Source organism: Acinetobacter sp. YH12132, from assembly GCF_013418645.1.
Classification (GTDB): Bacteria; Pseudomonadota; Gammaproteobacteria; order Pseudomonadales; family Moraxellaceae; genus Acinetobacter; species Acinetobacter indicus.
Genome location: NZ_VPBR01000008.1, coordinates 55,335 through 76,234, shown reverse-complemented (window position 1 = coordinate 76,234; position 20,900 = coordinate 55,335). Strand labels below are relative to the sequence as shown.

17 protein-coding genes are annotated in these 20,900 nt (G+C 45.3%); 3 read left to right on the top strand and 14 right to left on the bottom strand.

What is annotated here, in order from left to right:
* Positions 1-45 precede the first annotated feature (45 nt).
* On the bottom strand, positions 46-1,104 hold the full coding sequence (hppD, locus tag FTU67_RS09760) for a 4-hydroxyphenylpyruvate dioxygenase (protein ID WP_180061701.1): 1,059 nt from the start codon (positions 1,102-1,104) through the stop codon (positions 46-48).
* Positions 1,105-1,978: 874 nt separating this feature from the next.
* On the opposite strand from hppD, the gene FTU67_RS09755 reads away from it, so the two are divergent.
* The gene (locus FTU67_RS09755) at positions 1,979-3,034 is read left to right on the top strand and encodes a 3-deoxy-7-phosphoheptulonate synthase (protein ID WP_104471376.1); all 1,056 of its coding nucleotides are present in this window, start codon (positions 1,979-1,981) and stop codon (positions 3,032-3,034) included.
* 253 nt (positions 3,035-3,287) lie between these two features.
* Entirely contained in the window at positions 3,288-4,481 is a 1,194-nt protein-coding gene (locus FTU67_RS09750; protein WP_045794791.1) for a PilT/PilU family type 4a pilus ATPase, read from the top strand.
* Between the two features lie 59 nt (positions 4,482-4,540).
* Here the strand turns inward: FTU67_RS09750 and FTU67_RS09745 are convergent, their stop codons facing one another.
* The 13 genes from FTU67_RS09745 to plsB all read right to left on the bottom strand — a co-directional run bounded on the left by FTU67_RS09745 (position 4,541) and on the right by plsB (position 19,586).
* Positions 4,541-5,722: an MFS transporter gene (locus tag FTU67_RS09745; RefSeq protein WP_016658086.1), complete on the bottom strand. Its 1,182-nt coding sequence runs from the start codon at positions 5,720-5,722 to the stop codon at positions 4,541-4,543.
* A 255-nt stretch (positions 5,723-5,977) separates the two neighbouring features.
* Positions 5,978-6,352: a glycine cleavage system protein GcvH gene (gene gcvH, locus FTU67_RS09740; protein WP_180061700.1), complete on the bottom strand. Its 375-nt coding sequence runs from the start codon at positions 6,350-6,352 to the stop codon at positions 5,978-5,980.
* A gap of 68 nt (positions 6,353-6,420) precedes the next feature.
* Positions 6,421-7,449 carry an AraC family transcriptional regulator gene (locus tag FTU67_RS09735; RefSeq protein WP_005178175.1) on the bottom strand — a complete coding sequence of 343 codons (1,029 nt, stop codon included), beginning with the start codon at positions 7,447-7,449 and terminating at the stop codon, positions 6,421-6,423.
* Positions 7,450-7,552: 103 nt separating this feature from the next.
* Positions 7,553-8,002 carry a MaoC family dehydratase gene (locus FTU67_RS09730; protein ID WP_168408186.1) on the bottom strand — a complete coding sequence of 150 codons (450 nt, stop codon included), beginning with the start codon at positions 8,000-8,002 and terminating at the stop codon, positions 7,553-7,555.
* 1 nt (position 8,003) lies between these two features.
* Positions 8,004-9,857, bottom strand: coding sequence for an ABC transporter ATP-binding protein (locus FTU67_RS09725; protein ID WP_005178171.1), 1,854 nt, complete (start codon positions 9,855-9,857; stop codon positions 8,004-8,006).
* A gap of 289 nt (positions 9,858-10,146) precedes the next feature.
* On the bottom strand, positions 10,147-10,509 hold the full coding sequence (locus FTU67_RS09720; RefSeq protein WP_180057257.1) for a NirD/YgiW/YdeI family stress tolerance protein: 363 nt from the start codon (positions 10,507-10,509) through the stop codon (positions 10,147-10,149).
* Positions 10,510-10,713: 204 nt separating this feature from the next.
* Positions 10,714-11,952 (bottom strand): mechanosensitive ion channel family protein, encoded by a 1,239-nt coding sequence (locus tag FTU67_RS09715; protein ID WP_180057259.1) that lies wholly within the window; start codon positions 11,950-11,952, stop codon positions 10,714-10,716.
* Positions 11,953-12,130: 178 nt separating this feature from the next.
* Positions 12,131-12,664, bottom strand: coding sequence for a DUF2058 domain-containing protein (locus tag FTU67_RS09710; RefSeq protein ID WP_180057261.1), 534 nt, complete (start codon positions 12,662-12,664; stop codon positions 12,131-12,133).
* 15 nt (positions 12,665-12,679) lie between these two features.
* The gene (locus FTU67_RS09705) at positions 12,680-13,354 is read right to left on the bottom strand and encodes a YoaK family protein (protein WP_005178167.1); all 675 of its coding nucleotides are present in this window, start codon (positions 13,352-13,354) and stop codon (positions 12,680-12,682) included.
* A 35-nt stretch (positions 13,355-13,389) separates the two neighbouring features.
* Complete coding sequence (gene sstT / locus FTU67_RS09700) at positions 13,390-14,583, bottom strand: serine/threonine transporter SstT (RefSeq protein WP_160243129.1); 1,194 nt, start codon at positions 14,581-14,583, stop codon at positions 13,390-13,392.
* Positions 14,584-14,813: 230 nt separating this feature from the next.
* Positions 14,814-16,538 (bottom strand): SulP family inorganic anion transporter, encoded by a 1,725-nt coding sequence (locus tag FTU67_RS09695; RefSeq protein WP_180061699.1) that lies wholly within the window; start codon positions 16,536-16,538, stop codon positions 14,814-14,816.
* Positions 16,539-16,611: 73 nt separating this feature from the next.
* The gene (locus FTU67_RS09690; protein ID WP_005178157.1) at positions 16,612-16,929 is read right to left on the bottom strand and encodes a helix-turn-helix transcriptional regulator; all 318 of its coding nucleotides are present in this window, start codon (positions 16,927-16,929) and stop codon (positions 16,612-16,614) included.
* Between the two features lie 161 nt (positions 16,930-17,090).
* Entirely contained in the window at positions 17,091-19,586 is a 2,496-nt protein-coding gene (plsB, locus tag FTU67_RS09685) for a glycerol-3-phosphate 1-O-acyltransferase PlsB (protein WP_180061698.1), read from the bottom strand.
* Positions 19,587-19,884: 298 nt separating this feature from the next.
* Between plsB and cysK the strand changes: the two genes are divergently transcribed.
* Entirely contained in the window at positions 19,885-20,883 is a 999-nt protein-coding gene (cysK, locus tag FTU67_RS09680; RefSeq protein WP_016658093.1) for a cysteine synthase A, read from the top strand.
* Positions 20,884-20,900: the final 17 nt, after the last annotated feature.

Below are 20,900 nucleotides of genomic sequence, written 5' to 3'. Positions count from 1 at the left end.
CGCATGTGCAAGAGCGGCGTTGTCGGGATTTAGAACACCTGAAAATCAGGCAGAGACGTCAAGCACGCCACGTTTAATCTGGTCGCGCTCAATCGATTCGAACAGGGCTTTGAAGTTTCCTTCGCCAAAGCCATCATCTGCTTTACGTTGAATAAATTCGAAGAACACCGGGCCAATCATATTTTCCGAGAAAATCTGTAGCAGCAGGCGCTTTTCACCATCTTTGGTATTGCCATCCAGTAAAATGCCACGCTGTTGCAGCTCTGCAGTCGGTTCGCCATGTTCCGGTAAACGTTCTGCCAGCATTTCATAATAGGTTGCCGGTGGTGGGGTCATAAACTTGGCACCCATGGCTTTGAGCTTGTCCCAGGTCGCCAGTAAGTCATCGGTTGAGAAGGCAATATGCTGAATGCCTTCGCCGTTAAATTCTGACAGGAACTCGGCAATTTGTCCGTTGCCTTTGTCCGAGTCTTCATTCAGTGGAATACGGATTTTGCCATCTGGTGCAGTCAGCGCTTTTGAGGTCAAACCAGTGTATTCACCTTTAATATCGAAGTAGCGGATTTCCTGGAAATTAAAGATTTTTTCATAGAAATTGGCCCAGTACTGCATCCGGCCTTTGTAGACATTATGGGTTAAATGGTCAATTTCTTTTAAACCAGTACCCACCGGGCGCGGATCAACACCTTCAAAGAACTCGAAATCCTGCTGATAAATATCGCAGTCGACCAGAAAGATTGGTGAGCCACCAATGCCTTTAATCGCTGGAATATTCAGTTCCATAGGACCAATCACGTTTTTGATTGGTTCGGCACCGAGTTCGAGCGCTTTCTGATAGGCACGGGTTGCATTTTTGGTCTTAAAGCCCATGGCACAGGCCGATGGACCATGTTCATTAAAGAAATACGATGCATAGGATTCTGGCTGATAGTTCAGAATGATATTGATGTCGCCCTGACACCATAAGTAGACATTTTTGGATTTGTGCTTAGCCACTTGGGTAAAACCGAGCGTTTGAAAAACTGAATCCAGAGCGCCATTTTCCGAGACAAACTCAATAAATTCAAATCCGCATAGCTCTAAAGGGTTAGCTAAGTTGTGCATGTTCCATCCTCATGTATGGTGAGCAATCCAATTGCTTCACTTGTTGTTTTTGCAGGAATTTCCTGAAATCAGGGAGTTCCAGATGAAAATATCTTAGCAAGAGTTAATCTTTGTTCAATACGTAATATGATTACGCATTTCGTAACTTATAACTCAAATCAGGCTTAATGATAAATTAAAGTAATGATATTTATAAAATATTGTTTTGTGTTTTATTGGTGAATAGGAAGAAATATAATTGTAACTTTTTGTAAATTATGGTGGGTGGGCTATGATTTTTAATGAATTAGTTAATGATTTTAAAAGGTTTTTAATGGTGGTGTTTTGACTGTAAATATCCAATAGAAGGTAATTTTAATGCGGATAATTTTTTATCCAAAAGTAATTTGAGTCTTTCGACGTGATTTAACCCGGAAGATAGGAGATCAATTGGAGGAAAGCTGTGTTTTGCTAAATGTGAAAGGAAATCCGGAAGAATGCTAAAAAACATCCAGAAAACTATTGTCAAAGCTGGAAATAGCGCGTATTTTATTTTTCAGACACATACTTTTTTGAAGAAATAAAGATGTTAAAGCAACCTGTAATCTCAAACGCATACTATTACTTCTGGCAGTTTAGATAATTGCCTGAACGCGTTCGGGCAAAATAAGGTTGCCCACCAGTTGATACCTGATCGGCAACCCTGATCAGGTTTTTTTATATCTTGAATTTAATCAATCTTTTGGAGATTCTCATGCGTACATTTAACTATTCATACTTTAGCAACTTTTATTGGTTTTACTTTAGTCAAGCTATGACCAACCTGACCTGTATTAGACCCATATCGCTCAAATAAAAGTTCGGACTGTCAAACCACAGTCCAAAGGAAGAATCAATGAACGCTTTAAATACTGCATTACAACAATCCTCAGCCAAAGAAACAATTTTAAGCTTACCTTATCAGCTCAAGGCGCAATTGCCGCTTTCTGGCGCGTTGGCACAGCAAATTGCCGAGCAGCGTCAAACCATTCAGAATATTCTTAACGGTACCGATTCACGTTTGCTGGTGATTACCGGCCCATGCTCCATCCATGATCCTGCGGCAGCACTGGAATACGCACAAAAATTACAACAACTGCAAAGCCAGGTGGCAGACCAGATTTTCCTGGTAATGCGCGCCTATATCGAAAAACCGCGCACCACGGTTGGCTGGAAAGGCTTCTTATACGATCCAGAATTAAACGGTTCATCCAATATGCAATTGGGACTGGAAAAGTCACGTGAACTGTACTTACAAATTATTGAAATGGGGCTGCCTATTGCCTCGGAAATTCTAAGCCCGATGGCAACGGCCTACTTTGACGATTTACTGGCCTGGGGTGCGATTGGCGCGCGTACCAGTGAATCTCAGATTCACCGTGAAATTTCTAGCCACATGCCGTACAGCATTGGCTTCAAAAATGGTACCGATGGTTCGGTACAAATTGCTTTAGACGCAATTCAATCGGCTTCACATCCGCATCAGTTCTTAGGCATGAGCCAGCAAGGTTTACCGTGTATTTTAGAATCACAGGGCAACCCGAAAGCACATCTGATTTTACGTGGCGCCAATATTGGCCCGAACTACCAGCTGGCTGAAATTGAAAAAATCAAAGCCAAAGTCAAAGGCGAGATGCCAGCGCTGGTGATTGATTGCAGTCATGGCAACAGCAGTAAAAATCCGTTATTACAACCAGAGGTGTTAAAAACCATTGTGGCAGAGCGTGCACAGACTCAGGTTCGCGGTGTCATGCTGGAAAGTCATCTGGTCGATGGACAACAGAAAATCTCGGATCAGATGACCTATGGCCAGTCCGTGACCGATGGCTGTTTAGGCTGGAACAAGACTGAACAGTTATTGTTTCAGGTCGCACAAGAACTGGTCTTACGACCGTTAAAACGTAGTGCTTAAACTGCAATTGTATTGAATGAATAGCCCCTGAACCTCAGGGGCTTATTTTTTATCAGCACCTTAAAATTAAAATAGAAAAGTTTGATGAAATTGGCAGATTATCTTGAATTTTTTGAATAAGTTGAAATTTTTATTGATTGTGAAATCAGGATGATTGATGCAATATCGACAACATGCTCAGCGCTGCCAATCGGTTGAATACCGGCGCGTTGGGGCCAAAAATGATGACAGAACAGATAGTGAATAATTGATGATGTACAGTGCAGAATTACTCGAAGATGCGCGTAAGTTTATGTTTCATATGCTCAGCAAAGTGGTTGAATTTGGGGGATCAGATTTATTTATTACCGCGGATTTTCCACCGAGCATTAAACATCAGGGCATGATGAAAGCGCTGGGACAACAGGCGCTGACCGCAGAAAAAACCAAGCTGTTTGCCTACAGCCTCATGAATGAAAAACAGCGTAGCGAGTTTGAAACTGATCTGGAATGCAACTTTGCCATTAGTGTGCCGGAGGTATCGCGTTTTCGGGTCAATGTGTTTCAACAGCAGCTGCATGTCGGGATGGTGATTCGAACCATTAGCGCGGAAATTCCAAACTTTAGCCAGCTGAAACTGCCGGAATCACTGAAGCATATTATTATGGAAAAGCGCGGTCTGGTGCTGGTGGTGGGGGGAACCGGTTCAGGTAAATCGACCTCTTTGGCGGCGATGATTGATCATCGTAATGAAAATTCAGCCGGGCATATTATTACCGTGGAAGACCCGGTGGAATATGTGCACAAGCATAAAAAGTCGATGATTACCCATCGTGAAGTCGGGGTCGACAGCCATTCCTGGCACAATGCGCTGAAAAATACCTTACGTCAGGCACCGGATGTGATTTTAATTGGCGAGATCCGCGACACCGAAACCATGGAACATGCGATTGCCTTTGCTGAAACCGGGCATTTATGTTTGGGCACCTTGCATGCCAATAACGCCAACCAGACGCTGGACCGGATTATCAACTTTTTCCCGGAAGAGCGCCGTAACCAGTTGCTGATGGATCTGTCGTCCAATATGAAGGCCATTATTTCCCAGCGTCTGGTGCGTACCGAAGATGGTAAAGGCCGCCGTGCGGCAGTCGAGATTATGCTGAATACGCCGCTGATTTCTGAACTGATTTTAAAAGGCCAGTTCCATGAGTTAAAGTCGATTATGGGCAAATCGCGTGAACTGGGCATGCAGACGTTTGATCAGGCTCTATTTGATTTGTATAACGAAGGCGCGATTTCCTATGAAGAAGCAATTCGTAATGCCGATTCGATGAATGAATTGCGCTTACAGATTAAATTGAAAAGTAACCGGCCAAGCGAAGCTTCGGCAGCTATGAGCTTTAGCATGCTGGAAGAGCCAAAACCGGAAGATGAAGATACGGAATCTGCTCCTCAACAGAGTGCTTAAGCTGCAATTTATCTAGCATCACTTAAAAAATAAAACGCCCAATTGGGGCGTTTTTTAATTTAGGCCGTGGCTGGGTGATTAACCACAAACTTATAAAAGAGCAGACTCGACAACACCACCCCGGCACAGACCAGATAGGTGATGCTATAGCCTTGCCAGCTAATCAGTAAGCCGACCAGTAGCGAACCGAGGGCAATCCCAATATCGTAGCAGGTGAAGAAAGTTGAGGTGGCATGGCCAATCCGCGATTTAGGCGCGCGCTGAATCGCCAAGGTTTGTAAACATGGTTGCAAGGTGCCGAATCCCATCCCAATAAAGATCGCAGAGACCATAAAACTGACCACACCCTGCATCTGGCTGAGCAATGCCAGACCTGCGGCAAACATTAAGATTGAAGGATAAATCACATAGCGCGGACCATAACGGTCATAAATTTTCCCGGTAATCGGGCGCAGGCTCATCATGGAAATGGCGAACACAATAAAGAACATACTGGCATAACTGAGCAGGTCTTTTTCTTCGGCATAGGTGGAAATAAAAGACATGATACTGGCATAGGAAAAGGCCACCAGCATCGCCATCACTGAAACTGTTAAAGCCTTTTTCTCCATAAAGTCATGCAGCGATAGCTTACGGCGAACAGTTGCAGCAGTATCGGTTTTTTCTGGCTCACGCAGCGGGATCATAAAACAGAAGGCAAAGCCCAGGCTGATAATCACCGCCAATACAGTCGCAATAATGCTATAGGACCAAGTCTGGATTAAGGAAATGCCCAGCAAAGGTCCGAGGACAATCCCTAAATTCACCGACATAACAAAATAACCCATGCCTTCACCTTTACGCTGCTCCGGAATAAAGTCATTGGCAATTGGTACGGTAACGGTGGTTAAAATACTGAACCAGATACCATGAATAAAACGGATGATCAGCAGCAGGGTCAGGTTGTCAGCAAAAATATAGGCAAAAGACAGCAGGCAGAACATGCTTTCGGACAGGAACAAGGTCTTTTTACGGCCCAGCTTTTCAATAATCAACCCGCTAAATGGCCGAACCAGAATAGAAGATACCATAAACAGGGTCATGGCCAGACCGGCCTGTGCCAGTGAACCGTTCAGCTCATTCAGGATATAAATTGGCAAAATGGTGGTCTGGGCAAAATAGAAAATAAACAGAAACAGGTTATTGGAAAAACACAGAAGAAAAGGTTTGTTCCATAAAGGCTGTGACGCGGTATTTGACATATTAAACCTTTGTGCTGGGATCAATAGGGCGTTTGTTGTTGTGCTGATCTGCCGCTATTGATATATGGGAGAGACAAGGCCCATCTTAAATTATTTTATGGTAAAAATATAGTATTGCTATAATCTATGTTTATTTTAATGGTATTTATTAAATTTTATTAATTAAATTATCTTAATATGATATTTATTGCACTTAATTTGGCTTTTAAGCTAAAAAAATCAGCCCGTAGGCTGATCTTCTTGCAAGATTATTTTTTATAAACCGGTTTCATATTCGCTGCTTGAAAGCAGTTTTTCGACATCGGCCAGGTTGTCTGGCTTGATTTTATAAATCCAGCCTTTGCCATACGGCTCATCATTCACAAAATCCGGGTCATCTTCCAGCGCCGGGTTAATTTCAACCACTGTGCCGGATACTGGCGCGTGAATGTCAGACGCAGTTTTCACAGATTCCACCACGCCGGCCTGTTCACCCGCGGTCACTTGCTGGCCCACTTCAGGTGCTTCGACATAGACCAGATCGCCCAGTGCATCTTGAGCATGATCAGAAATACCTGTAACAACAAGATCACCTTCAATGCGTACCCATTCGTGTGTACGTGCATATTTCAGTTCTGAAGGGTGATTCATGATGACTCCTTAACTATTTAAATCATTTTTGGCATGTTTATACATGCTTTTGCAGAAAAACAAAAGTTTTATAAATACGGATCTTTACGCCAGTTGCTTGGACTGCGGCCACTCCAGCGCTTAAAGGCGCGGCTAAAATTGGCGACATCGCTATAGCCCAGTTCATCGGCAATCTGTTCCAGGGTGTAATCGGTACGTGACAGCAGCGAGGTGGCATGCCGGTAACGGACTTCATCAACCAGGGTAGAAAAAGAGGTACCTTCGGCTGCCAGCTGGCGTTTCAGGGTGCGATCTGACATATGCAGCTGGTCGGCGACATGCTCGATACTTAAATAATGCTGTTCGGAATTGGTCAGAATATCGCGCACGCGCATCGACAGGCGGCGCCGTTCGCCCAAGGCAGAAAGTTCGGCTTCGCACTGGTTAATGGCAATCTGGCTGGCAATCGGATCGGCATGAATCATTTTCAGCCCCAAATACTGCTTGTCAAAACTTAAGATCAGATAGGGCTGGTCAAAACGGAAACTATGATTCGGGAATTTGGCTGCATATTTTTCAAAGCCCAGCGGTTCCGGGAAATCAAAATCGACTTCACCAGAAAGATGCTCCATGCCGGTAATGGCTTTGGCCATGGTGATCATGCCAATAATCAGTGCAATCGCAATTTCGGTTCTGAGCGGTTCCAGATCAATTTCACCTTGCAGCTGCAGGGTGGCTTTTTCACCAAAGGTAGAGAAAAACAGCTGTAAAAAGGGCATCCGCAGCTGAATAAAGCGGTTGGCCAGCATTAAAGCATCACTAATATCATTGGCAGTCATAATCGCATAGCCGATAAAGCCATGAATCGAGATGCGCATTTGCGTGCCTAAATGATAGCCCAGCGTCGATTCACCGGTGAGATACAGCGCATGTTTGACCATGTCATTGGCCATGCTGGTCGGAATCCGAAAGTCAGGATCGGCCAGTTGTTCAGTGGTCAGATGGAAGGGAGCAAAAAAGGTTTCAGCGTTATATCCCCAACGGGAAACAACATCCAGAATAAGTAAGCCATAAACACCAGGAACACCCTGATCCTGACGCGGTAAAAGTGTTTTCATGCACGGTCCATTGCACTAATGAGTATTATTTTTTAAATTTGCTTGCCTATATTGGCATGAAAAAAACCGGAAAACTAGAAAAATTGTTTGACAAAATGACTGCTTAGGCCACCTGTGCATGCCGCCGGAACACCACAATTTTGGTGGTCGAAATCAGTAAAACTTCACCATGCTGGTTTAAGGCCTGTGTCACATAACTGACCAGACCACGGTCCAGCTTGGTTTTGGATGGACTGATGGCGGTAATTTCAACATCAACATGAATCAGGTCACCCGGACGGGTCGGACGCGGCCAGCGCAGACTGGATTCTGAACCAATCAGGCCATGTGCAACCGGAAAACATTCAGTCCACAAACGCATGGTTACCGCGGCAGTATGCCAGCCACTGGCGGCAATGCCTTGAAATACCGGATGCTGCGCGGCTTGCTGCACATCGGTATGGAAAATTTGTGGGTCATACAGGTGGGCAAACTGCTGAATTTCTTCTAAAGTCATTTCGTAGTCACGACTGACAAAGTGATCACCCACCTTCAAATCTTCCAGATACAACATATCAGGTTCCTTGTTTTTGCTTTAATTGTTGTTGCTCAATCAGAAAGCCACCAGTTTGGCGTTGCCACAGCTGCGCGTAAATTCCGTTCAGTGCCACCAGTTCATCATGCGTGCCTTGTTCGGCAATCTGACCCTGATCCAGCACAATCAGGCGATCCATCTGCGCAATGGTCGATAAACGGTGAGCAATGGCAATAACGGTTTTACCTTGCATCAGTTCATCCAGACTGGACTGAATTGCGGCTTCAACTTCAGAATCCAGCGCGCTGGTGGCTTCATCCAGAATTAAAATGGGCGCATCTTTTAAGAATACCCGGGCAATCGCAATCCGCTGACGTTGTCCGCCCGACAGTTTCACGCCGCGTTCACCCACATAGGCTTCATAACCGCGTTTGCCACGTAAATCGGTCAGCTGCGGAATAAATTCTTCAGCCTTGGCTTTGGCCACTGCAGCATACATTTCTTCATCGCTGGCATCAGGGCGACCATATTTAATATTTTCAGCTACGGTACGATGCAGCAGCGACGTGTCCTGAGTCACCAGCGCGATATTTTTACGCAGGCTGTCCTGGGTGACATCGACAATATCCTGACCATCAATCAGAATCCGGCCCTGATTAATCTGATAAAAATGCAGTAACAGCTGGATGAGGGTCGATTTCCCAGCACCGGAACGTCCGACAATCCCGATTTTTTCACCCGGACGGATGGTCAGGTTAAACTGCTCAATTACGTTTTTGTCATTATAGGCAAAGCTGACATTTTCAAATTTGATTTCACCTTGCGCGACATTCAAGGTTTTGGCATCCGGTTTATCTTCAATTGTGATCGGGCGGCCGAGGGTTTTCATCCCGTCTTGAATGGTACCGACATTTTCAAACAGCGCCGAGGTTTGCCACATCATAAATTCAGCAATGCTGTTCAGCTTGAGAATCATGGCGGTGGTGGCGGCAATAATGCCGAGTTCTGCCTGGCCATTCATCCATAACCACAGCGCCGTACCCAGCACACCGACATACAGCACAACCGTCAGCAGGTTAATGCTGATTTCATACTGTGCGCCCAAGCGCATCTGTTTATAGACCGTGACCATAAATTCCTGCATGGATTCTTTGGCATACTGGCTTTCGCGGCCGGCATGGGCAAACAGTTTCACGGTCTGGATGTTGGTATAGGCATCGGTCACGCGGCCGGTCATGACGGCGCGGGCATCAGCCTGGCTATTGGAGATTCTGCTTAAACGTGGAATAAAATAACTGGCTGCGGCAATAAACAGGCCCAGCCATACCAGCAACGGGATAATCAGCATAGGTGAAATGGCGCCTAACACCACGCTGATGGTAATAAAGTAAATCACCACATAGGCCAGCATATCGCCCAGAATAATCCAGAATTCTCGTACCGCCAGCGCTGTTTGCATGACTTTGGCCGATAGCCGCCCGGCAAAATCATTATGGAAAAAATCCAGACTTTGACGCAGCAGTAAGTTGTGAAAACGCCAGCGCAGGCGCATCGGGAAATTACTATATAAAATCTGATGTTTGATAATGGATTGCAAACTAGCAAAGAAAATATTGGCCAGCAGGATAAAAGTCAGAATAGTCAGATTGGTTTGATGTTCGGCCAGAAAGGTATCTGGCTGACTTTGACTGAGCCAGTTCACCAGCTCGCCAATTTTGGCATAGAGCAGGGCTTCAAAACTTGCCGCACCTGCGGTACACAGCACCAATAGCAATAAGTACGGACGAACACCGCGCGCGGCCTGCCAGACAAAAGGAAAAAAACGGGTAGGTAGTGGTTTATTTAAACCTTTGGTGGGGTATGGATTAACCAGGCTCTCGAACCACTTAAACATACACAATGTCCTTTTGAGCAAGCAGATTGATGATCATCATTGGTATCGGCCATGCGGCTTGAACAGACGAAGAGTGTGTTTTATTCAAAGCCGGTTCCAAGCACTATTGATCACGATTAACGCTTGCGAGATAAACAACAGATTTATTGCCAAGAATACCCAGTTTAAAAGAAAAGTAAAACTTTTCAGGGCGGTGCTGCTTTAAAATCAGGCAGATAAATAAGGCTTTGCAGTTGAAAGAAACCTCATATTTTTTGCGAGCTTCGATCAGAAAATATCTGCCTGAAACTTACAGAATTTCAATCTCGACTACATCAATATCGGTTGGTTTATAACGGTGTGTATCCACTTCACCGACCACCCGGACTTTTTTACCCGGATTCAGCAATTGCGCCGGTGTCGCCAGATCATGATCAATTTCGACATGGATGATGCCGGTCTGATCCTGAAGCTGGTACATTTCATCTTTAATATGTTTATGAATAGTGCCATACACCGTAACTGGTGTTTCATCTGCGGCTTTCAGTGCCTGCGCAGTGGTCATAATATTTTTTGCTGCTTGCGCAATAATTTTCTGGTCATCATCCGCAAAGGCAGGAGCTGAAAGTGCAAGCAGAACACTGGCGAAGATTAACGGTATTTTAATTTTCATGCAGGATGTACCTCTTTCTTTTATAAGCTTAATTTCAGTATACGTAAAAACAGCGTGCTGCAATGCTGTGTCATTGTAAACATCAGCGGGCAGTGTTTAGGTAAGAAAGAACAGGGAAATGAGTCTGATACATTCGAAAGGGAAGATGAAAAAGAAAACCCACCAAGCGGTGGGTTCTCATGTGTTTAGTTTCAGTCTAAAAACTTAAGATGCTTTAAACGACTCTTTAAAATCGGTTCCAGATGGCGCCTGATACACTTGTAAACCAAACTCCGGAATAATTGCCAGTAAATGATCCATAATATCTGACTGGATATTTTCATACTCTTTCCACACTGTGGTATTGGTAAAGGCATAAATCTCCAGTGGTAAGCCTTCGCTGGTCGGTTGTAGCTGACGCACCATCAGGGACTGGTTTTTACTAATGCCCGGATGCTGCTGAAGATAAAACTCGACATAAGCACGGAACGTTCCCAGATTGGTCAGACGACGATGGTTGTACTGGGCATGGTTGTTCAGTTGTTGGTTAAATTTCTCCAGTTCTTCCGCTTTGGTATTTAAATACTGATCCAGCAAAATAAATTCTTTCAGCTTGGCCTGTTCCTCAGCGCTCATGAAATGCACGCTGCTCTGATCAATATGAATCGAGCGTTTAATCCGGCGTGCACCGGCTTCCTGCATACCGCGCCAGTTTTTAAAGGTGTCAGTAATTAATTTGTTGGTCGGAATGGTGGTAATGGTCTTGTCAAAGTTCTGTACTGTGACGGTATGTAATGACATATCAATGACATCACCATCGGCATTTAAAGATGGCATTTCAATCCAGTCCCCTAAACGCACCATGTCATAAGAGGCAATCTGTACCGAAGCCACCAGCGATAAAATCGTATTCTGGAACACCAACATTAGCACCGCAGCCATGGCACCAAAACCGGCCAGCAAGGTGAATACATCTTTTTTCAAGAAAGTGCCCAGAATCATCAGACCGCAGACAATAAAGATAATCAGCTTGACCAGCTGCAAATAGCCCTTAATCGGTTTATTGCGTGACTTGGGATTGCGCTGGTAAATCAGGTTAAAGATATTCAGCAATTCGCCAATGGCCAGGGCAATGGTCAGGAAGATAAAAGCCTGCGCACCCATCTGTACAAAGGTGATGGCTTTATCGGAAAAATGTGGAACGGTGGTAATCCCGTTCATGATTACAATCGCCGGCACAATATTGGCAATACGGCGGATGACGCTGTGTTCGGCAATAATTTCGTTGTGGGCAAAAGAAAGTTTGGAAATAAGCTTGCGAATGCCGCGTACCACCACCTGCTTGGCAATAAAATTGGCAATAATCGCCAATAAAATCACAATACTGAGAGATGACAGCATTTCTAGCCATGGGTATTGATCTATCCAGTCTTGCAGATTCTGGATGACGTCAAACTGTTCCAAGTGATCCTCGCTTAATTCATTTTAAAAATGTGATAGAGTTTAAAGGTTTATGTTTAAATTTATAACCTCTAATAAAATTTTTATACATATCCTGTGCATCTGCTTACGTTTAATCGGCTCTGAATCACATGAAACGGCCCATAAAAAAACCGGCCCAAGCCGGTTTTCTTTGTAGTGCTTACCACATCAGGTCATCAGGAATGACATAAGCAGCATACGGATCCTCTTCATCGGTGGTATCCGCGTTGCTTTGTGAATTATTCACCAGAATAAAGCCTTCCATTTTCTGGTTAATACGCTCTGCCAACGCTTTTGGCAAGAAGGCATAACCGTCATTTTCCTTGGCAATCACCAGACTGCCGGCCACCAGTGCATTATAAATCTGCTGGTTGATGTAGACTTTTTTAATGGTGCCATCAATAAACTGATACACGCTGTCGCCATCGGTGTCGCGGATTTTATGCTGGTTGATCATTTGCATGATGGCGGCTTTTAGCTCTTTTTCCTGCAAGGCGGCTTTTTTCTCTTGTTCCAGCGCCTGATCACGGGCCATTTTCTGCTGTTTGTCCTGCTCGATTTTGGCTTTGACTTCAGCATCTTTACTCACACCTGTGCGCTGCTCATGTACTACCTGTTTAGACAGTTTTTTAGCCTTTTTATTATCGACTAAACCTGCTTTGAGTAACTGTGCCTGTAATGCATTTTTGACCATGAGAAAATGTCCGAACTATTTCTGAAAATGTCGATAACGAAAATAAATCACCCAGTACACCAGACTTAAGCTAAAGCTTAAAGCCACCGGCACCAGGAAAGAGTTTAATTGTAATAAAGGATAAACCGCTGTCGCAACCAGACCGCCAATAAAGAAGCCAATTAAAATCAGCAGGTGCAAAATCACCCGGCGTTTGCCAACATGCAGGCCACGCACGCGATAGCCCAAGGCCAGACCCAAATCGGTCAATACCCCGGATAAATGCGTGGTCCGGATGATGGTGCCTTTGTAATAGCTGATCATGGCGTTTTGAACGCCCATCGCTACACAGGCCCAGAGCAATGCATAACGCGGGAAATACGGCAGTAAAATCCAGCACAGCAGAATAAAAATAGCCACTAAACTCAGCGGCAGCCCATAACGGCGTCCGAGGAGAAAGTGGCTATTTCCCAAGATAAGTCCACTATAAAATGAACCAATCACATAACAGACAACGACCAGAAACAGATAAATTACCTGTGACCATTGCCAGTCCAAAAGTGCCATTGCCAGCATGCTGACATTACCGGTCATGTGGGAAACGGACTGGTGCAACACAGTCACCAGTCCTAGAACATTAATGATTCCGGCATTAACAGAAAGAAAAAATGCACCCAGCTGAACCCAGAGCGGTAATTTTTGAAATGGCATAATTCATTGATTAATCAACAGACGTAGTGCATATATTAACGCAAACTACGATCAACTGCGGCAGTAAATAATACATCGGTAGATGAGTTCAGTGCAGTTTCAGTTGAATCCTGCAACACGCTAATCACCATACCAATGGCCACCACTTGCATGGCGATGTCCGATGAAATTCCGAACAGGCCACATGCCACCGGAATCAGCAGCAATGAACCACCGGCCACACCTGATGCACCACAAGCCGAAACTGTTGCGACCACGGATAAAATCAGCATGGTGCTAAAGTCAACCTGAATGCCTAAAGTATTTACCGCCGCCAGTGACAGCACAGTAATGGTTACAGAAGCACCAGCCATGTTAATCGCAGCACCCAATGGAATGGCGACACTGGCAGTCGATTCCTGTACGCCTAAACGTTTGGCCAAATCCAGGTTCACCGGAATGTTAGCGGCAGAGCTGCGGGTAAAGAAGGCGGTAATGCCACTTTCACGTAAACATTTGAATACCAGTGGATATGGATTGGAACGAGTGACAAAGCCCACCATCATCGGGTTAATCACCAGCGCCACGAAAATCATGGTACCAATCAGCACAGTTAATAATTGCGTATAGCTAACCAAGGTACTCATACCAGATTCGGCAAAAGTCACCGCCACCAGACCGAAAATACCAAACGGCGCAAAGTTAATCACCAGACGGATCACTTTATTCACAGCATCTGCAGCATCGGTCAGGAAGGCTTTGGTATTGTCTGTTGCATGACGGAAGGCCACACCTAAAGCCACAGCCCAGGCCAGAATACCAATAAAGTTGGCTTCACTAATTGCTGTTACCGGGTTAGCCACAAAACTTAATAGCAGATTCTTTAAAATCTCAGCCAGACTGCCCGGTGGTTGCATGTCGGTATTGGCCGGAATATCCAGGAACAGCGTGCTTGGGAACAGGCTGCTGGCAATTACTGCAGCCAGGGCAGCCAGGAACATACCTGCGGCATACATCAGCATAATCGGGCGGATATGCGCACTATGGCCAACTTTGAAATTGGCAATAGAGGATAACACCAGGACAAACACCAGAATCGGTGCCACGGATTTAAGCGCTTTAATGAATAAATCGCCGAGCAGGCTTAAGTAGGGCGCAAATTGTGGAAAAGCCACCGCAACTATCACACCTAAAATGATAGCGATCAGAATTCGAGTGACTAAGCTCAAGCGCAGATATGCTGAGAACATAGGAAGGCCTTGTCTGAATTACGGACAATATAGGGAAAAATTAGCGATGTATTTTATACCGAAAATTTAAATAGCTTACAAAAAAAATTCATATAAAAATCAAATGGCTGTTTTTAAATAGAATATTCGAAAAATTAAGCCATTCAAAAGTCATGATTTTTTCATATTTTTATGCTTATGCCTGCTTTTTAGGGCGAATAATTGCCTGAAAAGCAGACAGGATCGGCATTTTAGGTGATGTCCGGACTCAGCTCGCGAATGGCCTGATAATGGGTCAGGAAAATTTTACCGCTTAAATGATTCAGTAATTTAGAGCGTTGCAGTTTGTCCATGACCGGGCCTTTAACTTCGGAAAAATGCAGCTGGATATTCAGTTTTCTCAGTTCATTGTCCAGATCTTCCAGCATTTCCAGCGCACTTAAATCAATGGCACTAATACTGGAACCGTTAATTACCACATGCTCCAGTTCCGGTTTCTGGCTGACTGCATTAATCAGGAAACCTTTTAAGGTATTGGAGTTTAAAAAGGTCAGGTCTTCATCAATCCGGATCGACAGCACTTTGGCCGAGGTGATGACCTGATGACGCTGGATATTACGGAAATGCTGGGTGCCTTCGACCAGTCCAATTTCGGCAATATGCGGCCGGCTAATACGCCACAGCAGCAGAATAAAGGTTGAAACAATCCCGATAATCAGCCCGGTAGAAATATCAATAAATAACACGCCGAAGAAGGTAATCCACATCGCCAGACCATCAGCCTTGGAATAACGCCAAGTGTCGATAAACGGTTTTAGCTCGACCAGTTTCCAGATTGACACAATAATGGTTGCCGCCAGTACAGTCAGTGGCAGATCACGGAAAAAACCGGTGAAATACAGACTGACCAGCACAATAAACAAAGATGATAGCACGCCAGCCATAGAGGTTTTGGCGCCAGCATCGGCATTGACCACGGTACGTGATAGGCTGCCGGTCACCGGAAAGGCTGAACTGAGGCCGGCCCCAATATTGGCTGCACCCAAGGCAATGAGTTCCTGATTGCTATTCAGCTGGCTACGTTGCTGCAAGGCGGTGGCCTGGGCAATGGATAATGACTCCACAAAGCTGATCATGGCAATCATCGCGGCGCCGGGTAACAGTTGCAGTACCAGCTCCAGATTCCAGAACGGCATCGACAGCGCCGGGAAACCGGAAGGAATTTCACCGACAGTTTTAATGCCGACCTGTTGCAGATTGAAGAAATAGACCAGGGCAATGGAGACCACCACCAGCACCAGCGGTAAAGATTTAATAATAAATCCGCTGGCCCCGAGGCGCTGTTTGACTGCTTCCAGATTAAAAAACTTCGGCATGAAGACCAAAAACAGAATGGATGCGATACCAAAGATCAGGCTTTCCCAATGCATCAGGCCGATATATTCAAAGATACTCAGCACAAATTCCGGAATATTGTTGGCTTGTAGCGGCACATTAAACAGAAACTTTAACTGGCCCAGTGCAATCAGCAGTGCCGAAGCAATAATAAAGCTTTTAATAACTGGATGGCTGATGAGCTGGATCAGGAAGCCAAAACGCAGCATACCGAGCAGCAGGGAAATGACCCCAACCATCAGCGCCAGCAGACAGGCAGCCTGAATATACACCGGAGAGCCGACTTCAAATAAAGGATTTAAAGTGGCAAAGGTCATCATGGAGATGATGGCCACCGGGCCAATCGAAAGCGTAGGACTGCTGCCGAAAAAAGCATAGATGATCATCGGCAGTACACTGGCATACAGTCCCATTACCGGTGGAAGACCGGCCAGCATGGCATAGGCCATACCTTGCGGCACCAGCATCGCAATGACAATTAGCGAGGCCAGCAGGTCAGATTTCAGGGTCACGGTATTATAATGTTTTAACCATTGCCAGGCGGGTAAGCGATTGAGCAGGCGTGACTTAAAATCTGACATATAAAAATCTAAATCATAAATTTAGATATATTATGCATAAAAAATGCTAAGAAATCTGCCTATGCAAAATTTATTAAAGTGGTGTAGCAGGACAATACAGTCGATAGAGCGTGCTGAGAACTTCAACCAGTTTCGGATCTTTAATAGTGTAATAAATCTGTTTACCGTCTCGGCGGGTGTTCACCACATCACTTTTACGCAACATCATCAGCTGTTGCGACAGGGTCGGCTGGCGAATTTGAGTAATTTCCTCAATTTGCGATACATTCAACTCTTGTTGGGAAAGATGGCAAAGAATCAATAGACGGTCGGTATTGGCAAGCGATTTTAAAATCGTTACGACAGTTTCAGCAGAATCACGCATTACGTCTATTTCAAGACCATCACTCATAGTTAATTTCTCTAAAACACGTTGCTGCTAGTATAGAGCGAGTCGGGGCAAAGCGCTGAATAAAAGCGCCAAAACCCCATTGTTTTTTGTGAATAAATATATCAAATTAACTGATAAGATCGTGTGATTAGTATCAAAATAATATCTGAGAATCTGATACTTTATTTTTTACTATACTCTTTAAACTGTTTGATTTCTTTCTCAGAGAACAGCAGCTTATCTGCAATCTGCTGTTGCAGCTCAGGGGCATACCAGCCCAGATAATCTGATATTTCTGTATCAAATTGTGGTTTCAGTTGTAACTGCTGACCTTGCATCTCCAGCAGTCCAAGCTGTTGTAAACTGCCCATAAAGCTCTTTAACGTGGCACTGTCGAAGTAATAACCGCTGTTTAAATTACCTGACTCTGCCAGCCGTTTAAATACGGTTTTAGCCATTTTTTCCAGCGCTTTTAAATCTAACTGATACGGCTCGGCATATTCCTGCAATAATTGGCTAATCAGCACAAAGTTGTTCAGGCTGCTGCGTGCCAGCGTTGCCAGACTATGCATTGGATGTGTTGCTTGGAGTTCAAGCAGCTGAATGTTCTCCGACACGTCAATCCAGCCCAGTTGCTGCATGCTGCTGAGAATACGGTCAATCTGCGCAGGAAGTTCTGTGGCCGACCATTTTAAAAACAGCTCCGATTTCAAGAATGGATATAAGCGGCTGACGTGCTGCTTAAGCTGCGCTGTGGTGATCGCCGGCATATCCTGCACGAGCAGGGCAATCAGTGCCGGTAAGCTTAAGCAGTGCAGAATATTATTGCTAAAGTAGCTGAGTAAAATACGCTGACTCTCGGCCACACGAATCCAGGTCTGGTTATCCTGCTGATAATGCTCAACCTGTTTCAGTTTCAGCGCATATTCAATAATTTCCGGTGCCGACAGCTGGGTGATAATCATGCGATCATCATAATGCATCGCTTTAAGCAGCTCACGATACTGTTCAATCTGGCGCAGTAAATCATCCTGGCTTAAGGCGTGTTGCGGTGCATTCAGCAAGATGGTGGAAATCAGCGAAATCGGGTTAATGACCACCGCTTTATTGATATTTTCCAGAATCTCCCGTGCTGCCTGATCAACCGTGTTGATGACTGGACGTGGCAATTCATCATGAATTGAAAGCTGAATCTGATCGGCCTGATTCTGTTGCAGAATATTGTCCAGGAACACCGGTTCGCCGAAGTTGACATAGACCTGGCCAAATACTTTTTCAATTTTCCGCGCCGAGTTCAAAATGCCCCATAACGATTCAGCTTCTTTGGGCTTGCCATTCAGCTCATTTAAATAAGAGGTACCTTCCATCAGCTTTTCATAGCCAAAATAGGTCGGAATAAAGGCAATCGGTTTGGTGGCACCGCGTAAATGGCTTTGCACCGTCATCGACAGCATGCCTTTTTTCGGTGGCAGCAATAAGCCGGTACGGGAACGGCCACCTTCAATAAAATATTCCAGCGGGGTATTGCGTGACAGCAGGCTGTGCAGATATTCCTTAAATACCGATGTATATAGTGCATTACCACTAAAGGTACGGCGAATAAAATAGGCACCGCCACCACGTAAAATTTGCCCAACCACCGGTAAATTCAGATTAATGCCGGCAGCAATATGCGGCACCATCAGGCCACGGTTAAAAATCACATAGGACAGCAGCAGATAGTCAATATGACTGCGATGACACGGCGTATAGACAATTTCATAGTCTTTGGCCAGTTCACGCACGGTATCGAAATGATGCACTTCAATCCCGTCATAGAGCTGGGTCCAGAGTTTGGTCAGTGCCAGCTCGGCAAAGCGTAAAGTCGAATAGGAAAAGTCCGATACAATTTCGGTCAGATAGCTTTTGGCACGGTTTTCTGCCTCAAACATGCTGACTTTTTGATCAATACTTTCTTTACGAATCGCCTGTTGCACCGCCTCGGTTTTCATTAGTTTATTGATCAGGTTGCGGCGGTCGGACAGGTCAGGGCCTAAAATGGCTTCTTTATATTGGTTAAAGTTCTGGTCCAGGGTTTGCACCACAAAATGCGCCGGAGAAAAGTTCGGGCGCTCGGTCTGCGCGGTTTCCAGCAAAGCTCTTAACGATACCGGCTTGTGAAATTCAATATAGTTTTCACGGCCATATAAGGAAATATTCAGGGTTTGTTTCAGCTTGTTCGGTTTGGCCCAGGCATCGGCAAACAGGGCTTTAAACCAGGAATCTTCATATTCCGGCGCACGACCCCAGAGCACAGTTACCGGTACTAGCTGCACATCCTGATCCGGATGCTGCTGCAAGGCCTCAATTAGACGAATCAGGCGGGCTGAATAATGATAGCTGTCATGCGGATGATCCTGCTCATTCAGTGCCAGCATCGAGTTATCTTCATTGTACTGGCCTAAAATCAGTGGTGAAAACACCGAAGGCAGGCCACGCGCTTGCGCTTCTTTATCAATCAGTACAGTATTACTTAAAGAGGCATCTTGCAGTACATAGCAGATACGGGTATGTAGCTGATTCTGCGCCAGATTCTGTTCCAGTTCGCTGGTGCTGCCCAGGACTTGCGGGGTCACAATCTTATCTAGAATTTTTTGCGTCAGGTTACGATAAAGTCGGCTGTAACTCTTGTTAGACATTGCATTCCCTAAATATTTTCATGGGCCGGATGGGCTGTTTTTACAGTAGAACCTGAGGCCGGTGGGCTGACACGGTCGTCAGTCAAGATCAAAATTGAACTAAGTTTACAGCGATTTATAGGCTGGACTGAATAGATTTCATGGGGTGATCACCTAATTTAACGAAAAACTGGCCGTATTTGTGTGAAACTTATTCAGTTTTTATTGTAACCAATCTTAGAGAAATCGAATTTTAAAATTTAAAGAAGCCTGTATGATAGAAGGTGAGGTAAATGAAAAAAGACTTAAGGAAAACATGATGACAACAGATACAGCTTTTACCGCCCCGGACAATTTGGGGATTGCGGTTTATGCCAACAATGCCGAAGCCATTGGCAATACGCCACTGGTGCGCATTAATCGTGTCATTGGCGGGGGAGCCAATGTATTTGCCAAAGTGGAAAGCCGTAATCCGGCATTTTCCGTCAAGTGCCGGATTGGTGCGGCAATGGTGGCCGATGCAGAACAGCGTGGCGCGCTTAAAGCTGGCATGCATATTGTTGAGCCAACCAGCGGCAACACCGGTATTGCGCTGGCTTTTGTAGCAGCAGCCAAAGGTTATCCGATTACTTTAACCATGCCGGCCAGCATGAGTATTGAACGCCGTAAAGTATTAAAAGCGCTGGGGGCCAATCTGGTATTGACCGAACCAGCCAAAGGCATGAAAGGCGCGATTGAAGAAGCCGAGCGTTTGGTGGCGGAGCAACCGGATGTCTACTTCATGCCGCAGCAGTTTGAAAACCCGGCCAACCCGGACATTCATGAAAAAACCACAGGGGTAGAAATCTGGCAAGCCACAGGCGGTCAGGTCGATATTCTGGTTGCCGGCGTGGGCACGGGCGGTACGCTTACCGGTATTTCGCGTTATTTCGAAAAAGTGCAGAACCAGCCGTTGTATTCGGTGGCGGTTGAGCCGGCAGAATCAGCCATTATTGGCCAGGCCAAACGTGGTGAAGCGATTAGCCCGGCACCACACAAAATTCAGGGTATTGGCGCCAACTTTATTCCTAAAAACCTCGATTTAGACCTGGTTGATGAAGTCATTGCCATTCCAAGCCAGGAAGCAATTGATTTTGCGCGTAAGACGGCAACCCAGGAAGGCATTCTGGTTGGAATTTCCAGTGGTGCCGCAATGGCGGCTGCGGCACAGCTGGCTGCACGTCCGGAAAATGCCGGTAAAAATATTGTGGTGATTTTGCCAGATGGTGGCGAGCGCTATTTATCTTCAGTGCTGTTTGAAGATATTTCTGCCGACTAAGTCTGTCGACTGTAAAA